We start from the raw sequence: 20,381 nt of genomic DNA, 5'->3' as shown, positions 1-20,381 counted from the left end.
GTCAAGGACGGTGGGAAGGAGTGGCGGCGAGCGCGACGTCGTCCGGCTCGGCGTGGAAGCCGCCGCCGAGCGCGGCGACGAGCTGCAGCGACTGGTCCGCGCGCTGGGCGCGCAACGCGGCGACTTCGCGGCTCGCGATCAACAGCTGCTGGCGTACGACGAGCGCGTCGAGGTAGCTGCCGACGCCGGCCCGGTAGCGCGCATCTGCGAGCCGCCATGCGTCGGTGGCGGCGTCGAATGCGCGCTGCTGCGCATCGGCCTGCACCGTGAGCGAATGCACCCGGTGCAGATCGTCGGCCACCTCGCCGATCGCGCCGATCAGCGTCTTGTTGTAGCTGGCGACCGCGACGTCGTATTGCGCGTCGCGCTTGCGCAGCACGCCGCGCCGTTCGCCGCCGTCGAAGATCGGCAGGCTCACGGCCGGGCTGACGTTGTAGGTGCGCGAGGCGGCCTGGAACAGCGATGCGCCGCCGCGCGTCGCGAGACCGATCAGCGCGGTGAGGCTCACGTCGGGCAGGAAGTCCGCGCGGGCGGCCGCGACGTTGCGGCTCGCGGCTTCCACCCGCCAGCGTGCGGCGACGAGATCGGCGCGCCGGCCGAGCAGCGCGGCCGGCAGGTCGGCCGGCACCGCGAGCGCGGCGGTGGGCAGCGGCGCGGGCCGCACGAGCGCGAGACCGCGATCGGGGCCGGCGCCGAGCAGGATCGCGAGCGCGATGCGCGCGCTGTCGATCGCCTGCGCCGCGCGTGCCTGCTCGCGCATCGCGGCCGCGACTTCGCTTTCGGCCTGGCGCTGCTGCGCGACGTTGTCGATGCCTTTCGTGACACGCTGACGCGTGAGCGACAGCGCTTCGTCGGCGCGGTCGTATTCGGCCCGCGCGACGTCCTGCTGATCGAACGCATAGGCAAGATTCACGTAGGCGCGCGCGACGTTGACGGACAGCAGCACGCGCGCGGCCCGTGCATCGATCCGCGCGGCCCGCGCTTCGCCGAGCGCGGCCTCCCACGCCGCGCGGCGGCCGCCCCACAGATCGAGATCCCAGCTCAGGCCGAGATTGATCTCGCGCGTGTGGCTGAAGAAACCGCCGCCCTCGGCCGTCGAGAACTGCGTGCCGGACGTGCGTTCCCCTTTCGCGCTGGCGCGGCCGACGAGGTGCGGCAAGCGGGCAGCCTGGGCTTCGATCACGAGCGCCTGCGCTTCGCGCGCACGCGCATCGGCGGTCGCGAGATCGGGATTGCCGGCAAGCGCTTCGTCGATCAGCGCGTTCAGCTGCGCATCGTTCAGCGCCACCCACCAGTCGGCGGCCGGCCAGTCGGCGACGGGCGCCTGCGCGAGGCTTCGCGATGCGGCGAGCGTATCGGCACCGCGCAGCGTGCCGGCGGGTGTGAGCCCGTCGCGGCTCGCGCATGCGCCGAGCATGACGAGCACGACGGCGACGGCCATTCGCGACAGGACGCGCGGCGCGACGGCATCGCGTGGCGGCGGAGCAAGTGCTGCATGCATCGCATTCCTCGGATTCGTTTTGGTTTGAACACGACACGCATTGTTGGACGCTCCCCGGCAAAGCTGATAATGTTGTTTAGACAAAAAATAATGAATTCCGGCCATGCCCATCCGAGAAGCTTTTCCCGCCCGCGCGGTGCAACGCGCCGACGCCGATCCGAGCGAACGCGCGGACGGCCCGTCGCTGATCGCCGTCTGGGGCGAGGACGACGGCAGCAACGCCTACCAGCTCGGCACGCGCGAGGTCGACTGGCACAGCCATCTGCGCGGCCAGGTGTTCTGCGTCGAAAGCGGGTTCGCACACGTGCGCACGCCACACGGTTCGTGGCTGCTGCCGCCGCATCGCGCGGGCTGGATTCCGCCGGGCGAGCAGCACAAGGTCAGCATCAGCGGTGCGTTGAGCGGCTGGAGCGTCGTGATCGCGCCGGCCGCGAGCCGCCGGATGCCCGGCCAGCCGTGCGTGATCGCGATCAGCGAACTGATGCGTGCGCTCGTGCGGCGCGCCGTGTCGTGGGCCGACCAGGACCGGCTCGACCTCGAGCAGGCGCGCATGAGCGTCGTGCTGCTCGACGAGATGCGCCGCGCGCCGCACGAACCGCTGCACTTGCCGATGCCCCACGACCGGAGGTTGCTGCGGATCGCCAACGCGATCCTCGGGCAGCCGCACGACAGCCGGACGCTCGACGCGTGGGCCGAATGGGCCGGGCTGTCCGCCCGCACGCTGAGCCGGCTGTTCGTCGCCGAAACGGGCACGAGCTTCGCACAGTGGCGGCAGCAGGCGCGGCTCACGCATGCGCTCGAACGTCTGGCGAACGGCGACAGCGTCGCCGACATCGCGGACGCGCTCGGCTATGCGACGCCGAGCAATTTCATCGCGATGTTCCGCCGCGCGTTCGGCGATTCGCCCGCGCACTACTTCGCGAAGCGCAAGCAACCGTAATGCCGCGCGGCATCGCCCGGCCCCCTATCACCCCTGCCAGTACTGCGCGCGCGTCGACGTCGCTATAGTCGCCGTGCGACCGGCCGGTCGGTCGCCCAATGTGACCTGTGGAGGGTGTCGATGTCGAATGCCGTCGGATCGGACAACACGCCGATCGTCTCCGAGCAGCAGCTCGCCGATCATCTCGCCGCCGGCTGCAAGCCGGCCGCGCAGTTCCGGATCGGTACCGAGCACGAGAAGTTCGTCGTTTCCCGCGCGACGCACGAGGCTGCGCGTTATGAAGGACCGTCCGGCATCGCCGAGGTGCTGGCGCGGCTGCGCGGCGACGGGACGCCGATCGTCGATGCCGGGCAGACCGTCGGCGTGATCCAGCGCGACGGCGCCGCGATCTCGCTCGAACCGGCCGGCCAGCTCGAACTGTCGGGTGCGCCGCTCGATACGCTGCACGACACGCACGCCGAACTGCACGCGCACCTCGCCGCGGCCCGTGCGGCATGCGACCCGCTCGGCCTGCGCTGCGTGCCGCTCGGCTTTCACCCTCACCTGTCGCGCGACGCGCTGCCGTGGATACCGAAGCAGCGCTACGCGCTCATGCGGCGTTACATGCCGCGCGTCGGCACGCGCGGGCTCGACATGATGCAGCGCACCTGCACCGTGCAGGTCAACCTCGATTTCGCATCGGAAAGCGACATGGCGCGCAAGCTGCGCGTGTCGCTCGCGTTGCAGCCGGTCGCGACCGCGCTGTTCGCGAATTCGCCGTTCCTCGACGGCCACCCGTCGGGCCTGCTGTCGACGCGCGCCCACACGTGGCTCGATACCGACGGCGATCGCTGCGGCGTGCCGGCGCTGTTCCTGTCGCGCAGCTTCGGCTTCGAACGCTACGTGAGCTGGCTGCTCGACAACGTGCCGATGTACTTCGTGCGGCGCGGCGATCGTTACGCGGACGCGACCGGGCACACGTTCCGCGATTTCATGCGGCGGCGCATTCCGCATCTCGAAGGCGAGATGCCGACGCTGGGCGATTTCGCGGACCACCTGACGACGGTGTTCACCGAGGTGCGGCTGAAGCGCTATCTCGAGATGCGCGGCGCCGATGCCGGCTCGCCGGACATGATGGTCGCGCTGTCCGCGTTCTGGACCGGCCTGCTGTACGATCCGGCCGCGCTGTCGGAAGCCGAGACGCTGGCCGCCGAGATCGACCGCGGCACGCTGCTCGCGCTGCGTCGCGACGTGCCGCGCACCGGGCTCGACACGCCGGCCGGCGGCCGGACGTTACGCGCGATGGCGGCCGATGCGCTCGCGATCGCGCATCGCGGCCTGCGCGCGCGGGCGCGCACGGATGCGGCCGGCCGCGACGAATCGATGTATCTCGCGCCGCTCGACGAGATCGTCGCCGGCGCGCCGACGCAGGCCGAACATTGGCTGGCCCGCTATCGCGATGCGTGGGCCGGCGACGCGACGCGGATCCATGACGAAGCCGCTGTCTGAGCGCATCGCGCCGGGCCGCTCACGCGCAGCAGGCGAGCAGCGGCTCGTGTGCGAACTCCGCGCCGGGCGGCAGCGCATGGCCGCGTCGCCGGGTACGCACGGCGTGCGCGAGCGTCTCGAACAGCCGCGCGGTATCGGCGAACGACAGGCACGCGTCCGTGATGCTCTGCCCGTAGCGCAGCGGCACGCCGGGCACGAGGTCCTGCCGCCCTTCGATCAGGTTCGACTCGATCAGCACGCCGACGATGCGCGTATCGCCGGCCGCCACCTGCGCGGCGACTTCCGCGCCGACGGCGAGCTGGTTCCGGTACTGGCGGCGGCTGTTGCCGTGACTGACGTCGATCATCACGCGCGGCGCGACGTGCGCGGCCGTCATCCGCTCGCAGGCGGCGTGCACGGCCGCCGCGTCGAAATTCGGCTCGCGCCCGCCGCGCAGCACGACGTGCGTATGCGGATTGCCTTGCGACACGCTCGCGCATAGCCGGCCGTCGGCATCGATCGACAGGAAACGGTGCGCATGCGCCGCCGCGCGCATCGCATCGACGGCGACCTGGACATTGCCGTCGGTGCCGTTCTTGAAACCGATCGGGATCGGCAGCGACGACGCCAGCTCGCGATGCACCTGCGACTCCACGGTGCGCGCGCCGATCGCGCCCCACGCGACCAGATCGGCCAGGTAGCGCGGCGACAGCGGATCGAGAAACTCGGTCGCGGCCGGCATCTCAGTGCCGTTGACGTCGCACAGCAGCGCGCGGGCCGTCTGCAGCCCGACGTCGATCCGGTCGCTGCCGTCCAGCAACGGGTCGTTGATCAGCCCCTTCCAGCCGACCGTCGTGCGCGGCTTCTCGAAGTACACGCGCATCACGATTTCCAGCTCGTCCGCAAAGCGCGCGCGTTGCAGCGCGAGCCGTGCCGCGTAGTCGCGCGCGGCGTCGGGATCGTGTATCGAGCACGGGCCGGCGATGATCACGAGCCGGTCGTCCGCGCCGTCGAGCACGTCGACGATCGCGCGGCGGGTCGTATGAACGGTGCGCGACGCGCGCGACGCCGGCGGCAGTGCGCCGGCCAGATCCGCAGGGGACGGCAAGCGCAGCACGGGGTCGCGGTTTGTCGTCCAGGCGTTTGCATGCATGGGGACTGCCCTCCTGTCGATAATGAGCGGGATTTTTTACTACAGCGCGACTGTATTGAATGGCGCTTTTGGTGCGCAACTAACATATTTATCAGTTTCTCATTCATAACGTTATGAATGAGAAGAATAAGCGTCGGGTCCGATAATCGGGGAACCCGGCTTGAGAACGTTTGCAGTGTGCGAAATGGCGCGTAAATCGGGTTTAATTCGAAAATGCGGATGTGATTCTGCAGAGGGGAATGGAGGCTGGTGCGACTTTCCGCCACGCCTCGCTATTCGTTCTGATAGTGGCGACCCGATATTCGTTCGATTAATTTTCGGATGCCCGACAGGCCGTTCGGGCTCGAAAATATAAATCAACCCAGTCATCGCGGAGAGTCACCATGTCGAAACGACATTACGAAACCCCCATTCACGTCAAGTATCGCGATACGGATTCGATGGGGCATGTGAGCAGCCCCGTCTATTACGACTACCTGCAGCATTCGTATCTCTGCTACATGTTCGACCTGCTCGGCCTGCCGCGCAGCGAGAAACTGCCGCACATCATGGTGAAGACGCAGTGCGAGTACCTCGCGCCGGCGCAATTCGGCGACAACCTGACCATCCGCTCGAGCATCGTGCGCTTCGGCAGCAAGAGCTTCGATCTCGAACACCTGATGGAGCGCGACGACCAGACCATCGTCGCGCGCGGCGTGTCGACGCACGTGATGTTCGATTACGTGAACAACACGACGCTGCCCGTGCCCGACGAATTCAAGACGCGCGTGCTCGAATTCCAGGGGTCGCTGTGATGCGTGCGCATCCGTTCGGGAGCGACACGTGAGCTGCGCGGTGGCGCGCGCCCGGCGCCGGATCGGCGCGATCGTGGAGCGGCGGGACGATCGCGCGATCGTGATCGTCCGGCAGGCGGCGCAGGCCTTGCTCGAGCCGGCTGCGCTCGAGCGGCACCGTGCGCTCGCGTCCCGCCACGAGGACGAGCTGGAGGTGCTGCTGCAGCCGTGCGGTGGCGCGCACGACGGCGTGCGCACGCTGCTCGGCCGGCTGCGGGACGCCGGCGTGGCCGTCGCGCTCGATGCGGCGACGGTCACCCACGATGCGTCGCTGCTCGAATTCGCGAGCTGGGTCACACGGTGTACGACGCCCGACGGCTCGGCGACGGCACCCGACGACGCGGCCGTGCCGGGCGGTGCGCTGCTCGCCGGGCTGGTCGTGCGATGGCGCGATCTGCACGGCAAGTGGCGGCGGCCCGAGCGCGACGCGATAGCGGAACGCACGCCGCGGACCATCGCGGCGGATGCGGCCGAGCACATCGCAGCCGGCGATCCGGACGAGCCGATACTCGGCGCGCTGCTCGACGCCGATGACGCGTCGACCGGCGCGGCGCTCGACACGCTGTCGGACGCGGTGCGCGCGCGACGGATCTGCATGGCGACGCGGGCGCGCTGGCCGCTCGCGCGACGGTTATGAACACCGCCGTCGCGACGGCCGGCGGGCGCGCGTTTCTGGTCGGCATGATGGGCGCGGGCAAATCGACGCTCGGCCGCGCGCTCGCGGCTTCGCTCGGCTGGGCGTTCGCCGACAGCGACGACGAGATCGAGCGGCGCACGGGGCGCTCGGTCGCCGCGCTGTTCGACCTCGTCGGCGAAGGCGGCTTTCGACTGCTCGAAACGCAGATCGTCGACGAGTTGACGCAGCGCGCGAACGTGGTCGTGGCGACCGGCGGCGGCGCGGTCCTGAATCCGCGCACCCGCGTGCGCCTCAGCGAACGCGGCAGCGTGATCTACCTGCATGCGGACCCCGATGTGCTTTGGCGGCGGACGCGCGACGACGCGCGGTGTCGGCCGCTGCTGCAGGCGGGCGAGCCGCGGCAGACGCTCGCCGCGCTGTACCGGCTGCGCGACCCGCTGTATCGCGAATGCGCGCATGCGCTGGTCGATACGACCGCACACGGCGTCGCGCATGCAACGGCGGAGGTGTTGAAGCTGCTCTTTGCGCGGATGAACGCGCCGGCGTGACGGCGCGTTCACTTCCTTCCCCTTCGAATCGACCGCACGCCCGGCGTCACGCGCGTTTTTGAAACGACGAGTTTGGATTATCGATAGTGCTATTGTGATAAGAAAAGTTATCCGGATATCGGTATTTTCTTATCCAACTACGCGTTTGCGTAGCCAGCGAATCGACGCTTCAAGCTGCCGGAAAATCGGTCCATCAGGCCAGATCCCGCCCGCGCCGGAATGCTGCCGTCGCGCATCGACGCGCTTGTGTGCGACGTGGCGTGCCGACTGGGCGAACAGCCGGTGCAACGGCGGCGTACCCGACTCCAGCGCGGCGATCGCCGCAGACCCTCACCTTTTTCCCGTCATTTGTTCCCGCGACGCAAGACTGTTGCTCCATGGAGGGTGTTCGAAATCGTGACCGGCACGCCTACAGTCTGCCCATCGGATTCATCGATCCGGTCGGTACCGAGACCGAACACCATTCACCTGTCGAGGTACATCATGAGCGCATCCAAAGTCGTCATCGTCACCGGCGCATCGCAAGGCATCGGGGCGGAAACGGTCAACGCATTCCGGGCACGCGGCCATCGGGTCGTCGCGACGTCCCGTTCGATCGGCACGCTCGTCAACAATGCGGGCATCTTCATCGCGAAGCCGTTCACGCAATACACCGCGGACGACTACGCGCAGATCGCGAGCGTCAACCTGAACGGCTTCTTCCACGTCACGCAGCGTGCGATCGCCGCGATGCAGAAGCATGGCACCGGCCATGTGGTCAGCATCACGACGAGCCTCGTCGACCATGCGAACAGCAGCGTACCGTCGGTGCTCGCGTCGCTGACCAAAGGCGGATTGAATGCCGCGACGAAGTCGCTCGCGATCGAGTATGCGAAGGCCGGCATTCGCGTGAATGCGGTGTCGCCCGGCGTCGTCAAGTCGCCGATGCATGCGCCCGATACGCACGCGACGCTCGCGTCGCTGCATCCGGTCGGTCGGATGGGCGAGATGAGCGATATCGTCGGTGCGATCCTGTATCTCGATTCGGCGCCGTTCGTCACCGGCGAAATCCTGCACGCGGACGGCGGTCAGAGCGCCGGGCATTGAGCAGCGGCGTCGAAGCCGCGAGCCGGTGCGTCTATCGCGACGCGCCGGCGCGTTTGCCGCGCGGGCCGGCTGTCCGGCTGGCAGGCGCATGCACGCGCTGTTCGACGAGAAAGTCGACGAACACCCGCACGCGCGACGACAGAAAGCGCGCATGCGGGTACAGCAGCACGAAGGGCCGCGACCGGCCGCCGAGGCCGGACAACACTTCCACGAGCCCTGCGGGGCCGCATCCGCCCCACCGGGCGTTTTGGCAGGCCCTGCCCGGCATCCGGCACGCATGCCGGCGCACCGCGCATCGGGGCCGGATCATCCGAAAAGCTTGTCAGGCAAGGCGTTACACGTTTCAGATACATTGGAATACAAAATATCGCATACGATTTAATCGAATCCGCTTGACGGCGGCGGTCGCCAAGCGGAAACTGCATCGCATGCGATCGAATCGCATCTGACACAACCTTCGACTGACGGAGCAAACGATGAGCAAGATCGACAAAGTGCTGTACACGGGCAAGACGCATACGACTTCCGGCGGCCGCGACGGCGCGGCGCGCAGTTCCGACGGTCGTCTCGACATCCAGTTGTCGTCCCCCGGCAGCGCCGGCACCGGCACCAACCCGGAACAGCTGTTCGCAGCCGGCTGGTCGGCCTGCTTCATCGGCGCGATGCAGCTTGCAGCGCGTGCCGAGAAGGTGACGCTGCCGGCCGATCTCGCGGTCGACGCCGAAGTGGATCTCGGCACGGCGGGCAACGCGTACTTCCTGCAGGCCCGGCTGAACGTGAGCGTGCCGGGGCTCGAGCGCGACGTCGCGCAACGCATCGTCGACGCCGCACACCAGACCTGCCCGTATTCGAAGGCGACGCGCGGCAACATCGACGTCGATATCCGGATCGCCTGAACGTTGCATCGGGCGGCCGAGCGCCGCCCTCCCGAATTCCCGATTCCTTTTCCATCGAGGTGAAACATGAAAACCCCATTGATCGCCGCCCTGCTCGTCGCCGTTTCGTCTGCCGTTGCCGCTCCGGCATTTGCCAATGAGGCCACCGTGACGCGTGCCCAGGTGCGCGCCGAACTCGCGCAGCTTCAACAGGCCGGCTATCCGCTGAACCGCGCGACCGACGCCACCTACCCGAGCGATCTGCAGGCGGCGCTGACGCAGATCCACGCCGACGATGCCGTCGCGGCCCATGCACCGGCTGCCGGCTATGGCAGCAACGGCGACACCGCGACGCAATCCGGCCGCCGGTATGTCGCGAGCGTGGCCGAGCGTTCGATCTACTTCGGCCATTGAACGAACGCGCGAACGGCGCCGATGGCCGGCGTGCGGTGCGTTCCCTGAATTCCTTTTCCATCGAGGTGAATAATGAAGTCCCAACTGATTGCCGCCCTTCTCGTTGCCGTATCGGCCACCGTCGCCGCACCGGTTTTTGCAAGCGAAAGCACCGTCACGCGTGCGCAGGTGCGTGCGGAACTGGCCGCGTTGCAGCAAGCCGGCTACCAGCCTAATCGCCCGAACGATCCGAACTACCCGGACAACATCCAGGCGGCGCTGAAACGAATTCGCGACGGCGGCGCCGTCGCGGCCGATACGCAGGCGGCCGGTTACGGCAGCGACGCCGGCGGCGCCACGCAGTCGGGCAGCCGAATCGCGCTGCGCACCGCCGAGCGCTCGGTCTATTTCGGACATTGAGCACGGTACGGCGAATTCGCCGCCGAAGTCCGTCATATAAAGCGTATGCGATGTAATCGCGTACGCTTTTTTATATTGCATGGATCCGCGTCGACGGTGCTATCTGCCCCGGCCCATCCCGGATTATTCTGTGCGGCATCCCATCTTCCACCAAGGAGCCGCCGATGCCGGACGCCACGACCGGAAACACGACAGGCGATGCGCACGTGCTCGACCGGGTCGTCTGGAATGCGCTGACGGGCAGGCAACGCCGCTTTGCGCTCGGCGACGGCCGTGCGTTGCGGTTCCCGACGGCCATCGCGCCATTTGCCGCGATCGACCAGCCGAGCCCGGCGTCGTTCGACGCACTGCGCATGCTGATTGCGGCACACGGGCCGGCGGCGCTCGTCACGCCGGACGAGATCGAGCCGCCCACGGGATTGTCGGTGATTCGGCGCGCGACGTTGCTTCAAATGATGTGGCAACGGACGTTCGACCCGGCACCCGAACCGGAGCATGTTCCGCTCGGTGAAGCCGACGTGCCCGACATGCTCGCGTTGACCGCCGCCGCGCAGCCCGGCCCGTTCGGCCCGCGCACGTTCGAGCTCGGCCATTACATCGGCGTGCGCCGTGACGGCAGGCTGGCCGCGATGGCCGGCCAGCGGATGCAGGTGGACGGATATACCGAGATCAGCGCCGTGTGCGTGGATGCCGCGTTTCGGCGGCAAGGGCTGGCGGCGCGGCTGATCCGGTCGTTGATCGCGACGATCGATGCGCGTGCGGAAACGCCCTTCCTGCACGTCCTCACGACGAACCGGGTGGCGATCGAGCGCTATCTCGCGCTCGGTTTCGCCGTCCGACGCGAGATGCACCTGCTGGTGCTGGACGAGGCGCGCGCATGACAATGCGGCCGGCGCGATGCACGCGTCGGCCGCTTGCGGCGCCTGAGTATTTTCATGCTTCGGTCGACCGGATCAGGTTGCCGCGCAGCGTGACGATCGCCTTCTGCACCTTCGCGAACTCGTCCGGCTTCAGCCCGGTCGCTTCGACCAGGTTCATGTCGAGCCCCTTCTCGCGCACGCGGCGGCCGCTTTTCGTCAGGCTGACGAGCACCTGGCGCTCGTCGGACGGATCGCGGTGCCGCTCCAGATAGCCCATTGCCTCGAGCTTCTTCAGGATCGGCGTCAGCGTATTGGATTCGAGGAACAGCTTCTCGCCGAGTTGGCCGACGGTCTGGTTGTCCTGCTCCCACAGCGCGATGATCGTGATGTACTGCGTATACGTGAGGCCGAGCTCGTCGAGAATCGGCTTGTACGCCTTGCCGAACGCGAGGTTCGCCGAGTAGATCGCAAAGCACAGGAACTCGGACAGCTTCGGCGCGGCAGACGACGGGGTTTCGGTCGGCTTCATGGACTTCCTCCAGCGACACGAACGGTCGCAGACAATCGCATTATATATCGCATGCGATCTTATCGGAAGCATGATAATCGGGGGCGATCGGCTGAGGCGCGGCGCGCTCAGCCCGGCTTGCGGCGCTTGCCGGTTGGCCGACGGCTCATCGACAGCAACGTGCATTGCACCGGATGTGCGATTTCGGTGGCGAGGCCGCCCGCGGCAAACAGCAGGATCATCAGCCAGCGTTTCATGCGTCCTCCACGACGGAGAGGCTCGCGCCATCGGCGACCGTCGCGTCGAGCGCGTACGGATCGACGCCGTCCAGGCAACCGAGATTGACGCGCCAGCACGCCGGATCCTTGCGGGTCTGGTGGAACGGATAGACGCCGCACCGGCTGCAGAAATAGTGACGCGCCGTGTGCGTGTTGAAGCGATAGCACGTCAGTGCGCCCTCGCCTTCGACGATCGTCAGGTTGGCGGCGGCGAACATCGGGCTCATCAACGCGCCGCGCCGGCGGCACAGACTGCAGTTGCAGCGGATGGCCGGCGCGATCGCCGTCACGACTTCGAATTTGACGGTCCCGCAATGGCAGGACCCTTTGAACCAGGTGGCAGACATGATGGACTCCAAAGCGGTCATGCCTGCTTTATAGCGAACCTGAGCGCGGGCGGTGTATCTCACTGTATCGGCGGTCTGTGGAGATACAGGACATTGCAAATCCACGGCTCGCGCGATCGGTCCCGCACCCGTTGCATCCGCTCGATCGCCGCGCGCGTTTTGCGTTCGGGCGCCGCGAACGGCTCGGCAGCCGAAGTGTCGGCACGCATGCGGCGCATTTCCTGTTTCGGCCCCAGGATATTCGTCGTGTTCTGCCGGACCACGCTTTCCGCCATGGTGCGCGAAGCGGTCTGACGACCCGACTCTCATGGTTTTCCCCACCCGCCCGGCCGCGCGGGCGCACCCCGTTTCCGGCAAGTCACCCGTGTCACGCAGGCCGCAACGGCCTGCCGCGCGCATCCTGTCCCCCACCCGTGCCCTACCCTTTCTGCTCGGGAAAGGAGGCTTGAGACATCCTCAATTATCACGTGCCGCCGATTTGCCCACCATGTATCGGACGATCGGCGCAACCCGCATGGCAGGCGCTTGCGCGAGCCCGGCGATGCCTGTCGTCGCGCCGCGCGGCAGACCCGTTACGCCGGTCGCGAACGGCGAGAGCCCGCAACACCGCATATCGATAATCAGGAGACACCATGAACAGCCAATCCCTCGACCTCGACGGCCACGCGGGCGGACCCGCGTCCGCCCGCCCGCCGACCGCCGCCGCAGGCGCTAGCATCGGCGTCGACGCAGCGGCCCTCCCCGCCCGCCGCGTCATGCTCGGCGATTTCATGGACGATCTGCCGGTCGGTGCATTGCATCGATTCGTCGTCTGGGTGATCGGCATCGGGTTGTTCTTCGACATGTACGAGATTTTTCTCGTCAGCACGATCGGCTCCGCGTTGCAGCACGAGTACGGGCTGAGCCGGCAAAGCGCCGATTTCAAGCTGCTGCTGGCGTCCGCGTTCATCGGCATGTTCGTCGGCGCGATGTGCCTTGGCAGCCTGGCCGACCGTATCGGCCGGCGCAAGGCGTTCCTGCTCACGCTCGGGTGGTACAGCGCGTTCTCGCTGGTCGGTGCGTTCTCGGTGAACGCCGACATGCTCGTGGCATGCCGGTTCCTGACCGGCATCGGCGTCGGCGCGATCTATCCGGTCGCCGACAGTTTCCTCTCCGAAATCCTGCCGAAGGACAAGCGTGGGCGGCTCGCCGCGTGGGCCTATACGACTTCGTATGTGGCGGTGCCGCTCGTCGGCTTTCTCGCGCTGTGGCTGAACCCGCTGCACGTGGCGGGCGTGGCCGGCTGGCGCATCATTCTCGCGATCGGCAGCCTCGGCGCCGTGTACGTGCTGTTCGTCCAGCACCGGCTGCCGGAAAGCCCGCGCTGGCTGCTCGCGCAAGGCCGCGCGGCCGATGCGCATGCGGCGTTGCGGCGCTTCGCGGAAAGCGCCGGCGTGCGCGTGCCCGAACACTTCGCGGAACCGGTCGAGCCGCAGCGGCCGCTCGGGCTCGGCGAGCGCATCGCGCTGCTGCGCCGCCAACCGTATGGCGCGCGCTACCTGATGCTGGGGATCTTTCACCTGTTCCAGGGTTTCGGCTATTACGGGTTCGGCACGCTGGCCGGCACGGTCGTGAAGAGCCGCGGTTTCGACGTGACGGACAGCACGCTGTTCATCGCGCTATCGTTCATCGGCTACCCGATCGGCTCGCTGCTGTCGATTCCGCTGCTCAACTGGATCGAGCGCCGCACGCTCGTGATCGTGTCGATCGTATCGATCGCGGTGTTCGGGCTGTGCTTCGCGTATTCGGGCAATACCGTGCTGATCGTCGGCTTCGGGTTCCTGACGACGTGCGCGTCGAACGTGTTCAGCAACGCGTATCACGTGTACCAGGCCGAGATCTTCCCGGCGCGCGTGCGCTCGACGGCGATCGGCAGCACCTATGCGCTGTCGCGCATCGTCAGCGGCGCGCTGCCGTTCGTGTTGCTGCCGGTGCTCGTCAATTACGGTGCGGGCGCGATGTTCGGCGTGATCTCGGTTGCGCTCGGCGTCGTCGCCGTCACGCTGCGCGTGCTGGGGCCGCTGACCACGCGGCGCAGCCAGGACGAGATCAATCCGGTTTGACGCGGCGAACGGCACGGCGCGCACGGGCGCATGCCCGCGCGTCGCCGTTTCATCTCGTCCTCGCATTCACCGCGCCGACATGAAATCGAACAGCTTCGCGACGTCGGTCGTCAGCACCGTGCCGGCCTTCACGCCGACCCACAGCGTGCGCGTCGCCCACGCGTCGTCGAGCGTCACGACACCGAGCCGCGCCGCGCGCTCGCCGGTCACCGCGTCGCGCGGCAGCACGCCGATGCCGAGGCCGGCCTCGATCATCCGGCTCACGCCGTCGAAATTCGATACCTGGATCCGCAGCTTCAGCGAGCGCTCGGCCGCGAACGCGGCATCGGTCATCCGTGCGAGCAGCGAGCTGCCGTCGCTCAGGCCCACGTAGTCCTCGTCGAGCGTATCCGCGAAGCGGATGCTGTCGCGCGCGGCGAACCGGTGCGTGCGCGGCACGAGCAGCACGAGTTCGTCGCGCCGGTACAACCGCCGTTCGATGCCGGGCGCCGGCACGTTGTCGGCGAATACGCCGAGATCGGCCTTGCCCGACGCGAGCGCGTCGACGATCTCGTGGCTCAGCCGCTCCTCGAGACTGACCTTGATGCCGGGGTTGTCGGTGAGGAACGCCGCAAGATCGGCGGGCAGGAACTGGACGATCGCGGACGTGTTGGTCCACACGTGGATATGGCCGCGCACGCCGGCGACGTAGTCGCTCATCTCGTGCGCCATCCGGTTCACCTGCTCGATTACCTTCGCCGCATGATCGAGCAGCGCGCGGCCCGCGGGCGTCAGCTCCACGCCGCGCGCGTGCCGGACGAACAGCGCGCTGCCGGTCACGCTTTCGAGTTCGGCGATGCGCTTGCTGACCGCGGACAGCGTGAGCTGGCCGTGTTCGGCCGCCTTCGTCAGGCTGCCGTGCTCGGCGACGAGCGCAAACACGCGCAGCGACTGCAGATCGAAATGAAGCGGGTTCACCATGTCGGGATCCTGGAGGGCCATGCGGGGTATGCGGTCAGCGCACCGGCCTGACGCCGATCATACGCCGGGCCTTGCGCGTGCGATATGCACGACACGCACGATACGGCACGATATGACGCAGCTAGCGCGGCGCGATGGCGTGCAACGCGGCGAGCATCGCGCCGTCCGGCGTCGCGAGATCGTCGAGCACCGCGAAGTGCTGCATGCCGGGCAGCCACGCGCGGGCGACCCGCTCGCCGGCCGCTTCGCACGCCGTCGCGTACACGTCTGCTTGCCGGATGAGTTCGGGCAGTTCGGCGTCGCCGACCGCGATGACGGTCGGGGCGCCGGACCCGACGTGACGCAGCGGGCTGTATGCGTCGACTTCGTGTGCGGTGAGCTGCAGCTTGTCGTTCAGGCAGCACAGCGCGATCGGTTCGAGATCGACGAGCGGGCTGATCGCAAGCGCCGACACGACGGCCGGATGCGCGCGATGCATGGCCGTCAGGTGGCCGCCCGCCGAATGGCCGCTCAGGTGGATCGGCCGCCCCGCGATGCCGAGGCCGTCGGGATCGGCCGCGAGATGGTCGAGCAGCGCGCCGATTTCGCCGACGATATCGGTCATCGTCGCGACCGGCGCGAGCGTGTATTCGGCGAGCACGACGTCGTAGCCGCGCGCGAGCGGCCCGCTCGCCGCATACGCGAAATCCTCTTTCGTGCAGTGCTGCCAGTAGCCGCCGTGGATGAACACGAACAACGGCGCGTCCGGCTGTCCGCACGGCAGCCAGTCGAAGCGCTGCGCGGGCCGCGCGCCGTAACGCAGGTCGCGGCGGCCGGGCGTCGCCGCGTACAGCGCCGCGCTGCGCGCCTGGCATGACGCCAGCAGCGCGGGGAAATCGGGAACGGCCTTCGTGTTCAGGTACGCGGCGTCGAGCGCCGTGCGGTCCATGCCGCGATAGAGGATCGTCATTCGGGAAGCGCCTGGATCGGGTTGCGGATGCGCGCGGCGGGCGAATTCCGTGCGCGCGGCGAAGGCGGCGGCCGCGCCGCCGCCGTGGCGCCATTATCCGCAGCGCGGCCACGCACGGCTATCCGGAATCGGCGGGTGCGGCGCCTGCCTGTCCGCTTTCGGCGAAGGACCGTGGCGGCCTGCGCGCAGCGTGCCGGTGCGCGCGCGGCCGTCGGATCAGATCGGCTCGGAGATTTCGATCAGGTTCAGATCGGGATCGCGCACGTAGACCGAGCGGATCTTCTGCGTCGCGCCCGTGCGTTCGACGGGCCCTTCGACGATCGGCCAGTCGACGCGCCGCAGGTGCGCGATCACGTCGTCGAGCGGCACCGACGCGATGAAGCACAGATCGAGCGCGCCCGGCACCGGCACGTGCGCTTTCGGCTCGAATTCCGCGCCGCGCACGTGCAGGTTGATCTTCTGGTTACCGAAACGGAACGCGAGCCGGCCCGCGCCGAAGGTTTCGAGCTGCATCTGCAGCACCTCGGTGTAGAAATGCTTCGTCCGCTCCGGATCGACGCAGGTCAGCACGAGATGATCGAGGTGGTCGATCAGCGCCATGGAATTCGCTCCTGTTTCTGTTGACGTTCACGAGAAAGCGCGTTGCGCGGGCATGTCGCCGGCGTCGGCGCGCGGCGGCGGATGAAGGTCCGAGCGGCGCCCGGCCTTCAGGAGCTGGCTCGGCACGTCGTGCCCGATCAGCGCGGGCAGCCGCGCCGACGCGGCGAGCACGGCCGCAAGATCGATGCCCGTATCGTAGCCGTCGAGTTCGAGCATGTGCACGAGTTCCTCGGTGCAGGCGTTGCCGGTCGCGCCCGGCGCGTACGGGCAGCCGCCGAGCCCGCCCAGCGACGCATCGAAGCGGTCGATGCCGGCGTCGAGCGCCGCGAGCGTGTTCGCGAGCGCCATCCCGCGCGTGTTGTGGAAGTGCAGCGTAAGCTGCAACGCCTGGAAGCGCTCGCGGGCGCGGCGGGACAAGTCGCGCACCTGCGACGGAAACGCCATGCCCGTCGTGTCGCATAGCGTGAAGCCGTGCACGCCGAGATCCGCGAAGCGCTGCATCCACGCGAGCACCGTTTCGGCCGGCACGTCGCCTTCCATCGGGCAGCCCATCGCGGTCGACAGCGACACGTTGATCGCGACACCCGTGCCGCGCACCGCGTCGATCACGTCGCGCAACTGCGCGAACGACTGCTCGCGCGTCATCCGCAGATTCGCGCGGTTGTGGCTCTCGCTCATCGACATCACGAGGTTGACCTCGTCGACGCCGCACGACAGTGCGCGCTCGGCGCCGCGCACGTTCGGCACGAGCACCGTATAGACGACGCCCGGCGCGCGCGCGATGCCGTGCATCACGGCCTCCGCGTCGCGCAGCGCGGGAATCGCCTTCGGCGACGTGAACGACGTGACCTCGATCTTCGCGTAGCCGCAGGCGCTCAGCGCGTCGACGAGCGCGATCTTGTCGTCGGTGTCGACGAACGCCGCTTCGTTCTGGAAACCGTCGCGGGTCGCGACTTCGTGGATATGGAGTCGTTGCGGATGGCCGGTCATGTCTTCGTCCCCGAGGTTGTTTCAGATCACGCCGCGCGTGCGCCAGTCGTCGCGCGTCGCCGCATCGATGCCGAGCGATTCGAGCACCGCATCGGTATCCGCGCCGAGCGCGGGCGCCGGCCGCTCGATGCGCCCGGGCGTGGCGTCGAGTTTCGGCACGATGCCCGGCACGAGCACGGGCGTGCCGTCGGGCAGCGCGGCGTCGACGATCATGTCGCGCGCACGGTAGTGCGGATCGGCCGCGATGTCGGCCACGTCGTAGATGCGCCCGGACGGAATGCGCGCGTCGTTCAGCGCGGCGAGCACGTCATCGAGATCGTGGCGTGCGCTCCATTCGCCGATCGCCGCATCGATGCGCGCGACCTGGGCGACGCGCCCGTCGTTGTGCGCGAGCGCCGGATCGTTGCCGAGATCGGGCCGGCCGATCAGTTCCATCAGGCGCCGGAAGATGCTGTCGCCGTTGCCGGCGATCAGCGCGTACCGGCCGTCGCGGCAGCGGTACGCGTTGGTCGGTGCGATGCCCGGCAGGCTGCTGCCGGCCGGCTCGCGCACCGCGCCGAACGCCGCGTATTCGGGCAGCAGGCTTTCCATCATGTTGAACACCGATTCGTAAAGCGCGACGTCGACGACCTGCCCGTTGCCGCCCTGCTGTTCGCGATGCCGCAACGCGAGCAGCACGCCGATCACGCCGTGCAGCGCCGACAGCGAATCGCCGAGCGAGATGCCGACGCGTACCGGCGTGCGGCCCGGCTCGCCGGTCAGGTGGCGCAGGCCGCCCATCGCCTCGGCGATCACGCCGAAGCCGGGGCGGTCGCGATACGGGCCCGTCTGCCCGAAGCCCGACACGCGCAGCATCACGAGCCCCGGGTTGATCGCGGACAGCGCGTCCCAGCCCAGCCCCCAGCCTTCGAGCGTGCCGGGCCGGAAGTTTTCGATCAGCACGTCGGTGTCGGCGACGAGGCGGCGCACGACGTCCTGCCCTTCGGGCGTGCGCAGGTCGAGCGTGAGCGAGGTCTTGTTGCGCGACTGCGCGGCCCACCAGACCGACGTGCCGTCGTGCAGCAGCCGCCATTTGCGCAGCGGATCGCCGACGCCGGGCGGCTCGACCTTGATGACCTCCGCGCCGAATTCGGCGAGCATCCGACCCGCGAACGGCCCGGCGATCAGTTGGCCAAGCTCCAGCACGCGGATGCCGTCCAGAGGGCGTGTCATGACTGTCTCCGATGAAATCGTGTTGTCGATGACGGCGATCATGACGGCGTTCGCGTCCGGTGAAAATCGATCGATGGTCAACCCGCCTTTCCGAAACGGAAAGGCGCGCGACAGCGCGAGCGCGGTGTCGGCGACGTATGACGCGTCAGCCTTTCCATCCGGGAAAGCGCGCTCGCGCAACGGTCAAACGACGGCGCGCGCGCCGCCGGCAGAATCGGATCCGTTCCGCGCCACCGGGCGCCTGTCAGTGAGACCCGCCATGTTTTCCGTTTCCGCTCCCGCGAAGATCGTGTTGCTCGACCGCGCGACGTTGTCGCCGCAGACGGTGCTGAAGCCGTTTCCGTTTCCGCACGTGGTGCAGGCGTTCGACCGCACGGCCGCGCACGAAGTCGCGGCGCGCATCCGCGATGCGGACATCGTCGTGACGAACAAGGTGCGGCTCGACGCGACGACCCTCGCCGACGCGCGGCGGTTGCGGATGATCGCGATCGCCGCGACCGGCACCGATATCGTCGATCTCGATACGTGTGCGGCGCGCGCAATCGTGGTGAGCAACATTCGCGGCTACGCGGTGCGTACGGTGCCCGAGCACACGTTCGCGCTGATCTTCGCGCTGCGCCGCAGCCTCGTCGCGTACCGCGACGCGGTACGCGCCGGGCGCTGGCTCGACAGCGGGCAGTTCTGCTTCTTCGATCATCCGATTCGCGACCTGGCCGGTTCGACGCTAGGGATCGTCGGCGACGGCGTGCTCGGGCGCGCGGTGGCCGCCATCGCGCGGGCGCTCGACATGCGCGTGCTGTTCGCCGCGCACGGCGACGCGGCGGGCGACGGTCATGCGCCGCTCGACACGCTGCTGCGCGTGAGCGACGTGATCACGCTGCACTGCCCGCTCACGCCCGCGACGCGGCATCTGATCGACGCATACGCGTTCGCGCGGATGGCGCGCCGGCCGCTGCTGATCAATACCGCGCGCGGCGGGCTCGTCGACGAAAGCGCGCTCGTCGACGCGTTGCAGTCGGGGCAGATCGCGGGCGCGGGGTTCGACGTGGTCACGCAGGAACCGCTGCCGGCCGCGCATCCGTTTCACGCGATCCTGTCGCATCCGGCGTTCATCCTGACGCCGCACGTCGCATGGGCCAGTGACGAAGCGATGCAGGCGCTGGCCGATCAGCTCGTCGACAACGTCGCCGCGTTTGTCGGCGGAGAACCGCGGCACGTCGTGTGACACACGCAAACGAAACGGCCCCGCCCGATTGCTCGAAGCGGGGCCGACGGAACGCGGGACTGCTTACGCCAGCGACGCGGCACGTAACGGGGTCGTGCATTCGCGCTGTCTTGCGGCGGATTTCCGAATACGTGACGAGACGACTTCAGGGTATTCAGACCGGCAGTGACATCGCGCAAGGCCGAAAAGCGGAAAGCCGGCTCAGTAAGCGGACATCTCGACGCAAGGATCGACCTTGGACGGCGAGCAGATGACCGAGTACTTGGCGCTCTCGCGCATCAGCGCTTCGCCTTCATGCAGTGCGATCTTGATCTCGGGGTGACGCTCGTACGCGAGGAAGGCCGAGCACACGACGGCGGACATCACGACGAGGGAAAACACAAATTTTTCAAGGGTTTGGAAGCGTTCAGGCATGGTATGACCTTTCTCTCATGGCCGGAATTATACCTTGAGATAAGGGTTTTCCCTATAACCCTGCCTGCATACCGAGGATGCGC

The 20,381-nt window shown here is 68.0% G+C and carries 24 protein-coding genes and 1 pseudogene; 13 read left to right on the top strand and 12 right to left on the bottom strand.

The window, feature by feature from the left end:
* Position 1: 1 nt before the first annotated feature.
* Complete coding sequence (locus CFB89_RS08405; RefSeq protein WP_089467468.1) at positions 2-1,501, bottom strand: efflux transporter outer membrane subunit; 1,500 nt, start codon at positions 1,499-1,501, stop codon at positions 2-4.
* A gap of 103 nt (positions 1,502-1,604) precedes the next feature.
* Between CFB89_RS08405 and CFB89_RS08400 the strand changes: the two genes are divergently transcribed.
* Both CFB89_RS08400 and CFB89_RS08395 read left to right on the top strand, forming a co-directional pair.
* Positions 1,605-2,441 (top strand): helix-turn-helix domain-containing protein, encoded by an 837-nt coding sequence (locus CFB89_RS08400; protein ID WP_089467467.1) that lies wholly within the window; start codon positions 1,605-1,607, stop codon positions 2,439-2,441.
* A 120-nt stretch (positions 2,442-2,561) separates the two neighbouring features.
* Positions 2,562-3,929, top strand: a complete 1,368-nt coding sequence (locus CFB89_RS08395) for a glutamate--cysteine ligase (RefSeq protein ID WP_089467466.1) — start codon at positions 2,562-2,564, stop codon at positions 3,927-3,929.
* 19 nt (positions 3,930-3,948) lie between these two features.
* Here the strand turns inward: CFB89_RS08395 and CFB89_RS08390 are convergent, their stop codons facing one another.
* Positions 3,949-5,061, bottom strand: coding sequence for a 3-deoxy-7-phosphoheptulonate synthase (locus CFB89_RS08390; protein WP_089467465.1), 1,113 nt, complete (start codon positions 5,059-5,061; stop codon positions 3,949-3,951).
* A gap of 383 nt (positions 5,062-5,444) precedes the next feature.
* Here CFB89_RS08390 and CFB89_RS08385 point away from each other — a divergent pair, with 383 nt between their 5' ends.
* The 4 genes from CFB89_RS08385 (at position 5,445) to CFB89_RS08370 (ending at position 8,165) form a co-directional block, all read left to right on the top strand.
* Positions 5,445-5,855 carry a thioesterase family protein gene (locus tag CFB89_RS08385; protein WP_089467464.1) on the top strand — a complete coding sequence of 137 codons (411 nt, stop codon included), beginning with the start codon at positions 5,445-5,447 and terminating at the stop codon, positions 5,853-5,855.
* Between the two features lie 28 nt (positions 5,856-5,883).
* Positions 5,884-6,531: a hypothetical protein gene (locus CFB89_RS08380; RefSeq protein ID WP_144030076.1), complete on the top strand. Its 648-nt coding sequence runs from the start codon at positions 5,884-5,886 to the stop codon at positions 6,529-6,531.
* Positions 6,528-7,079, top strand: coding sequence for a shikimate kinase (locus CFB89_RS08375; protein WP_089467462.1), 552 nt, complete (start codon positions 6,528-6,530; stop codon positions 7,077-7,079). The genes CFB89_RS08380 and CFB89_RS08375 overlap by 4 nt, the downstream gene beginning before the upstream one ends.
* A gap of 483 nt (positions 7,080-7,562) precedes the next feature.
* Positions 7,563-8,165 (top strand): SDR family NAD(P)-dependent oxidoreductase, encoded by a 603-nt coding sequence (locus CFB89_RS08370; protein ID WP_089467461.1) that lies wholly within the window; start codon positions 7,563-7,565, stop codon positions 8,163-8,165.
* A gap of 31 nt (positions 8,166-8,196) precedes the next feature.
* Here CFB89_RS08370 and CFB89_RS08365 read toward each other — a convergent pair.
* Positions 8,197-8,379, bottom strand: a pseudogene (locus CFB89_RS08365) (LysR family transcriptional regulator); the annotation flags it as partial.
* Positions 8,380-8,641: 262 nt separating this feature from the next.
* On the opposite strand from CFB89_RS08365, the gene CFB89_RS08360 reads away from it, so the two are divergent.
* The 4 genes from CFB89_RS08360 to CFB89_RS08345 all read left to right on the top strand — a co-directional run bounded on the left by CFB89_RS08360 (position 8,642) and on the right by CFB89_RS08345 (position 10,734).
* Positions 8,642-9,061 (top strand): organic hydroperoxide resistance protein, encoded by a 420-nt coding sequence (locus tag CFB89_RS08360; RefSeq protein ID WP_069620746.1) that lies wholly within the window; start codon positions 8,642-8,644, stop codon positions 9,059-9,061.
* Between the two features lie 66 nt (positions 9,062-9,127).
* The gene (locus tag CFB89_RS08355) at positions 9,128-9,454 is read left to right on the top strand and encodes a DUF4148 domain-containing protein (RefSeq protein ID WP_089467460.1); all 327 of its coding nucleotides are present in this window, start codon (positions 9,128-9,130) and stop codon (positions 9,452-9,454) included.
* 69 nt (positions 9,455-9,523) lie between these two features.
* On the top strand, positions 9,524-9,853 hold the full coding sequence (locus CFB89_RS08350) for a DUF4148 domain-containing protein (RefSeq protein ID WP_089467459.1): 330 nt from the start codon (positions 9,524-9,526) through the stop codon (positions 9,851-9,853).
* A 164-nt stretch (positions 9,854-10,017) separates the two neighbouring features.
* Positions 10,018-10,734 carry a GNAT family N-acetyltransferase gene (locus tag CFB89_RS08345; protein ID WP_089467458.1) on the top strand — a complete coding sequence of 239 codons (717 nt, stop codon included), beginning with the start codon at positions 10,018-10,020 and terminating at the stop codon, positions 10,732-10,734.
* A 52-nt stretch (positions 10,735-10,786) separates the two neighbouring features.
* On the opposite strand, the gene CFB89_RS08340 is transcribed toward CFB89_RS08345, so the two are convergent.
* The 3 genes from CFB89_RS08340 to CFB89_RS08335 all read right to left on the bottom strand — a co-directional run bounded on the left by CFB89_RS08340 (position 10,787) and on the right by CFB89_RS08335 (position 11,846).
* Positions 10,787-11,242, bottom strand: a complete 456-nt coding sequence (locus CFB89_RS08340) for a MarR family winged helix-turn-helix transcriptional regulator (RefSeq protein WP_012328506.1) — start codon at positions 11,240-11,242, stop codon at positions 10,787-10,789.
* A gap of 107 nt (positions 11,243-11,349) precedes the next feature.
* Complete coding sequence (locus tag CFB89_RS35250; protein WP_256979608.1) at positions 11,350-11,478, bottom strand: hypothetical protein; 129 nt, start codon at positions 11,476-11,478, stop codon at positions 11,350-11,352.
* On the bottom strand, positions 11,475-11,846 hold the full coding sequence (locus tag CFB89_RS08335) for a GFA family protein (RefSeq protein WP_089467457.1): 372 nt from the start codon (positions 11,844-11,846) through the stop codon (positions 11,475-11,477). The genes CFB89_RS35250 and CFB89_RS08335 overlap by 4 nt, the downstream gene beginning before the upstream one ends.
* Positions 11,847-11,939: 93 nt before the next feature.
* Between CFB89_RS08335 and CFB89_RS34085 the strand changes: the two genes are divergently transcribed.
* Together CFB89_RS34085 and CFB89_RS08320 are read left to right on the top strand one after the other, a co-directional pair.
* Entirely contained in the window at positions 11,940-12,140 is a 201-nt protein-coding gene (locus CFB89_RS34085; RefSeq protein ID WP_144030075.1) for a hypothetical protein, read from the top strand.
* 338 nt (positions 12,141-12,478) lie between these two features.
* Positions 12,479-13,948, top strand: coding sequence for an MFS transporter (locus CFB89_RS08320; RefSeq protein ID WP_089467454.1), 1,470 nt, complete (start codon positions 12,479-12,481; stop codon positions 13,946-13,948).
* Positions 13,949-14,014: 66 nt separating this feature from the next.
* On the opposite strand, the gene CFB89_RS08315 is transcribed toward CFB89_RS08320, so the two are convergent.
* The 5 genes from CFB89_RS08315 to CFB89_RS08295 all read right to left on the bottom strand — a co-directional run bounded on the left by CFB89_RS08315 (position 14,015) and on the right by CFB89_RS08295 (position 18,659).
* Entirely contained in the window at positions 14,015-14,908 is an 894-nt protein-coding gene (locus CFB89_RS08315) for a LysR family transcriptional regulator (protein WP_089467961.1), read from the bottom strand.
* 121 nt (positions 14,909-15,029) lie between these two features.
* Complete coding sequence (locus CFB89_RS08310) at positions 15,030-15,857, bottom strand: alpha/beta hydrolase (protein WP_089467453.1); 828 nt, start codon at positions 15,855-15,857, stop codon at positions 15,030-15,032.
* 216 nt (positions 15,858-16,073) lie between these two features.
* Positions 16,074-16,457, bottom strand: coding sequence for a VOC family protein (locus tag CFB89_RS08305; RefSeq protein ID WP_034207330.1), 384 nt, complete (start codon positions 16,455-16,457; stop codon positions 16,074-16,076).
* Between the two features lie 27 nt (positions 16,458-16,484).
* Positions 16,485-17,447: a hydroxymethylglutaryl-CoA lyase gene (locus CFB89_RS08300; protein WP_089467452.1), complete on the bottom strand. Its 963-nt coding sequence runs from the start codon at positions 17,445-17,447 to the stop codon at positions 16,485-16,487.
* 21 nt (positions 17,448-17,468) lie between these two features.
* Positions 17,469-18,659 (bottom strand): CaiB/BaiF CoA-transferase family protein, encoded by a 1,191-nt coding sequence (locus tag CFB89_RS08295; RefSeq protein WP_089467960.1) that lies wholly within the window; start codon positions 18,657-18,659, stop codon positions 17,469-17,471.
* Positions 18,660-18,918: 259 nt separating this feature from the next.
* Between CFB89_RS08295 and CFB89_RS08290 the strand changes: the two genes are divergently transcribed.
* Positions 18,919-19,884, top strand: a complete 966-nt coding sequence (locus CFB89_RS08290; RefSeq protein WP_089467959.1) for a D-2-hydroxyacid dehydrogenase — start codon at positions 18,919-18,921, stop codon at positions 19,882-19,884.
* Positions 19,885-20,085: 201 nt separating this feature from the next.
* Here CFB89_RS08290 and CFB89_RS08285 read toward each other — a convergent pair whose 3' ends face one another.
* Positions 20,086-20,298: a hypothetical protein gene (locus CFB89_RS08285; RefSeq protein ID WP_006497261.1), complete on the bottom strand. Its 213-nt coding sequence runs from the start codon at positions 20,296-20,298 to the stop codon at positions 20,086-20,088.
* Positions 20,299-20,381: the final 83 nt, after the last annotated feature.

The organism is Burkholderia sp. AU16741, assembly GCF_002223345.1.
Classification (GTDB): domain Bacteria; phylum Pseudomonadota; class Gammaproteobacteria; order Burkholderiales; family Burkholderiaceae; genus Burkholderia; species Burkholderia sola.
Note: the sequence above shows the minus strand (reverse complement) of the source record. Positions and strands in the feature narration are given on the sequence as shown.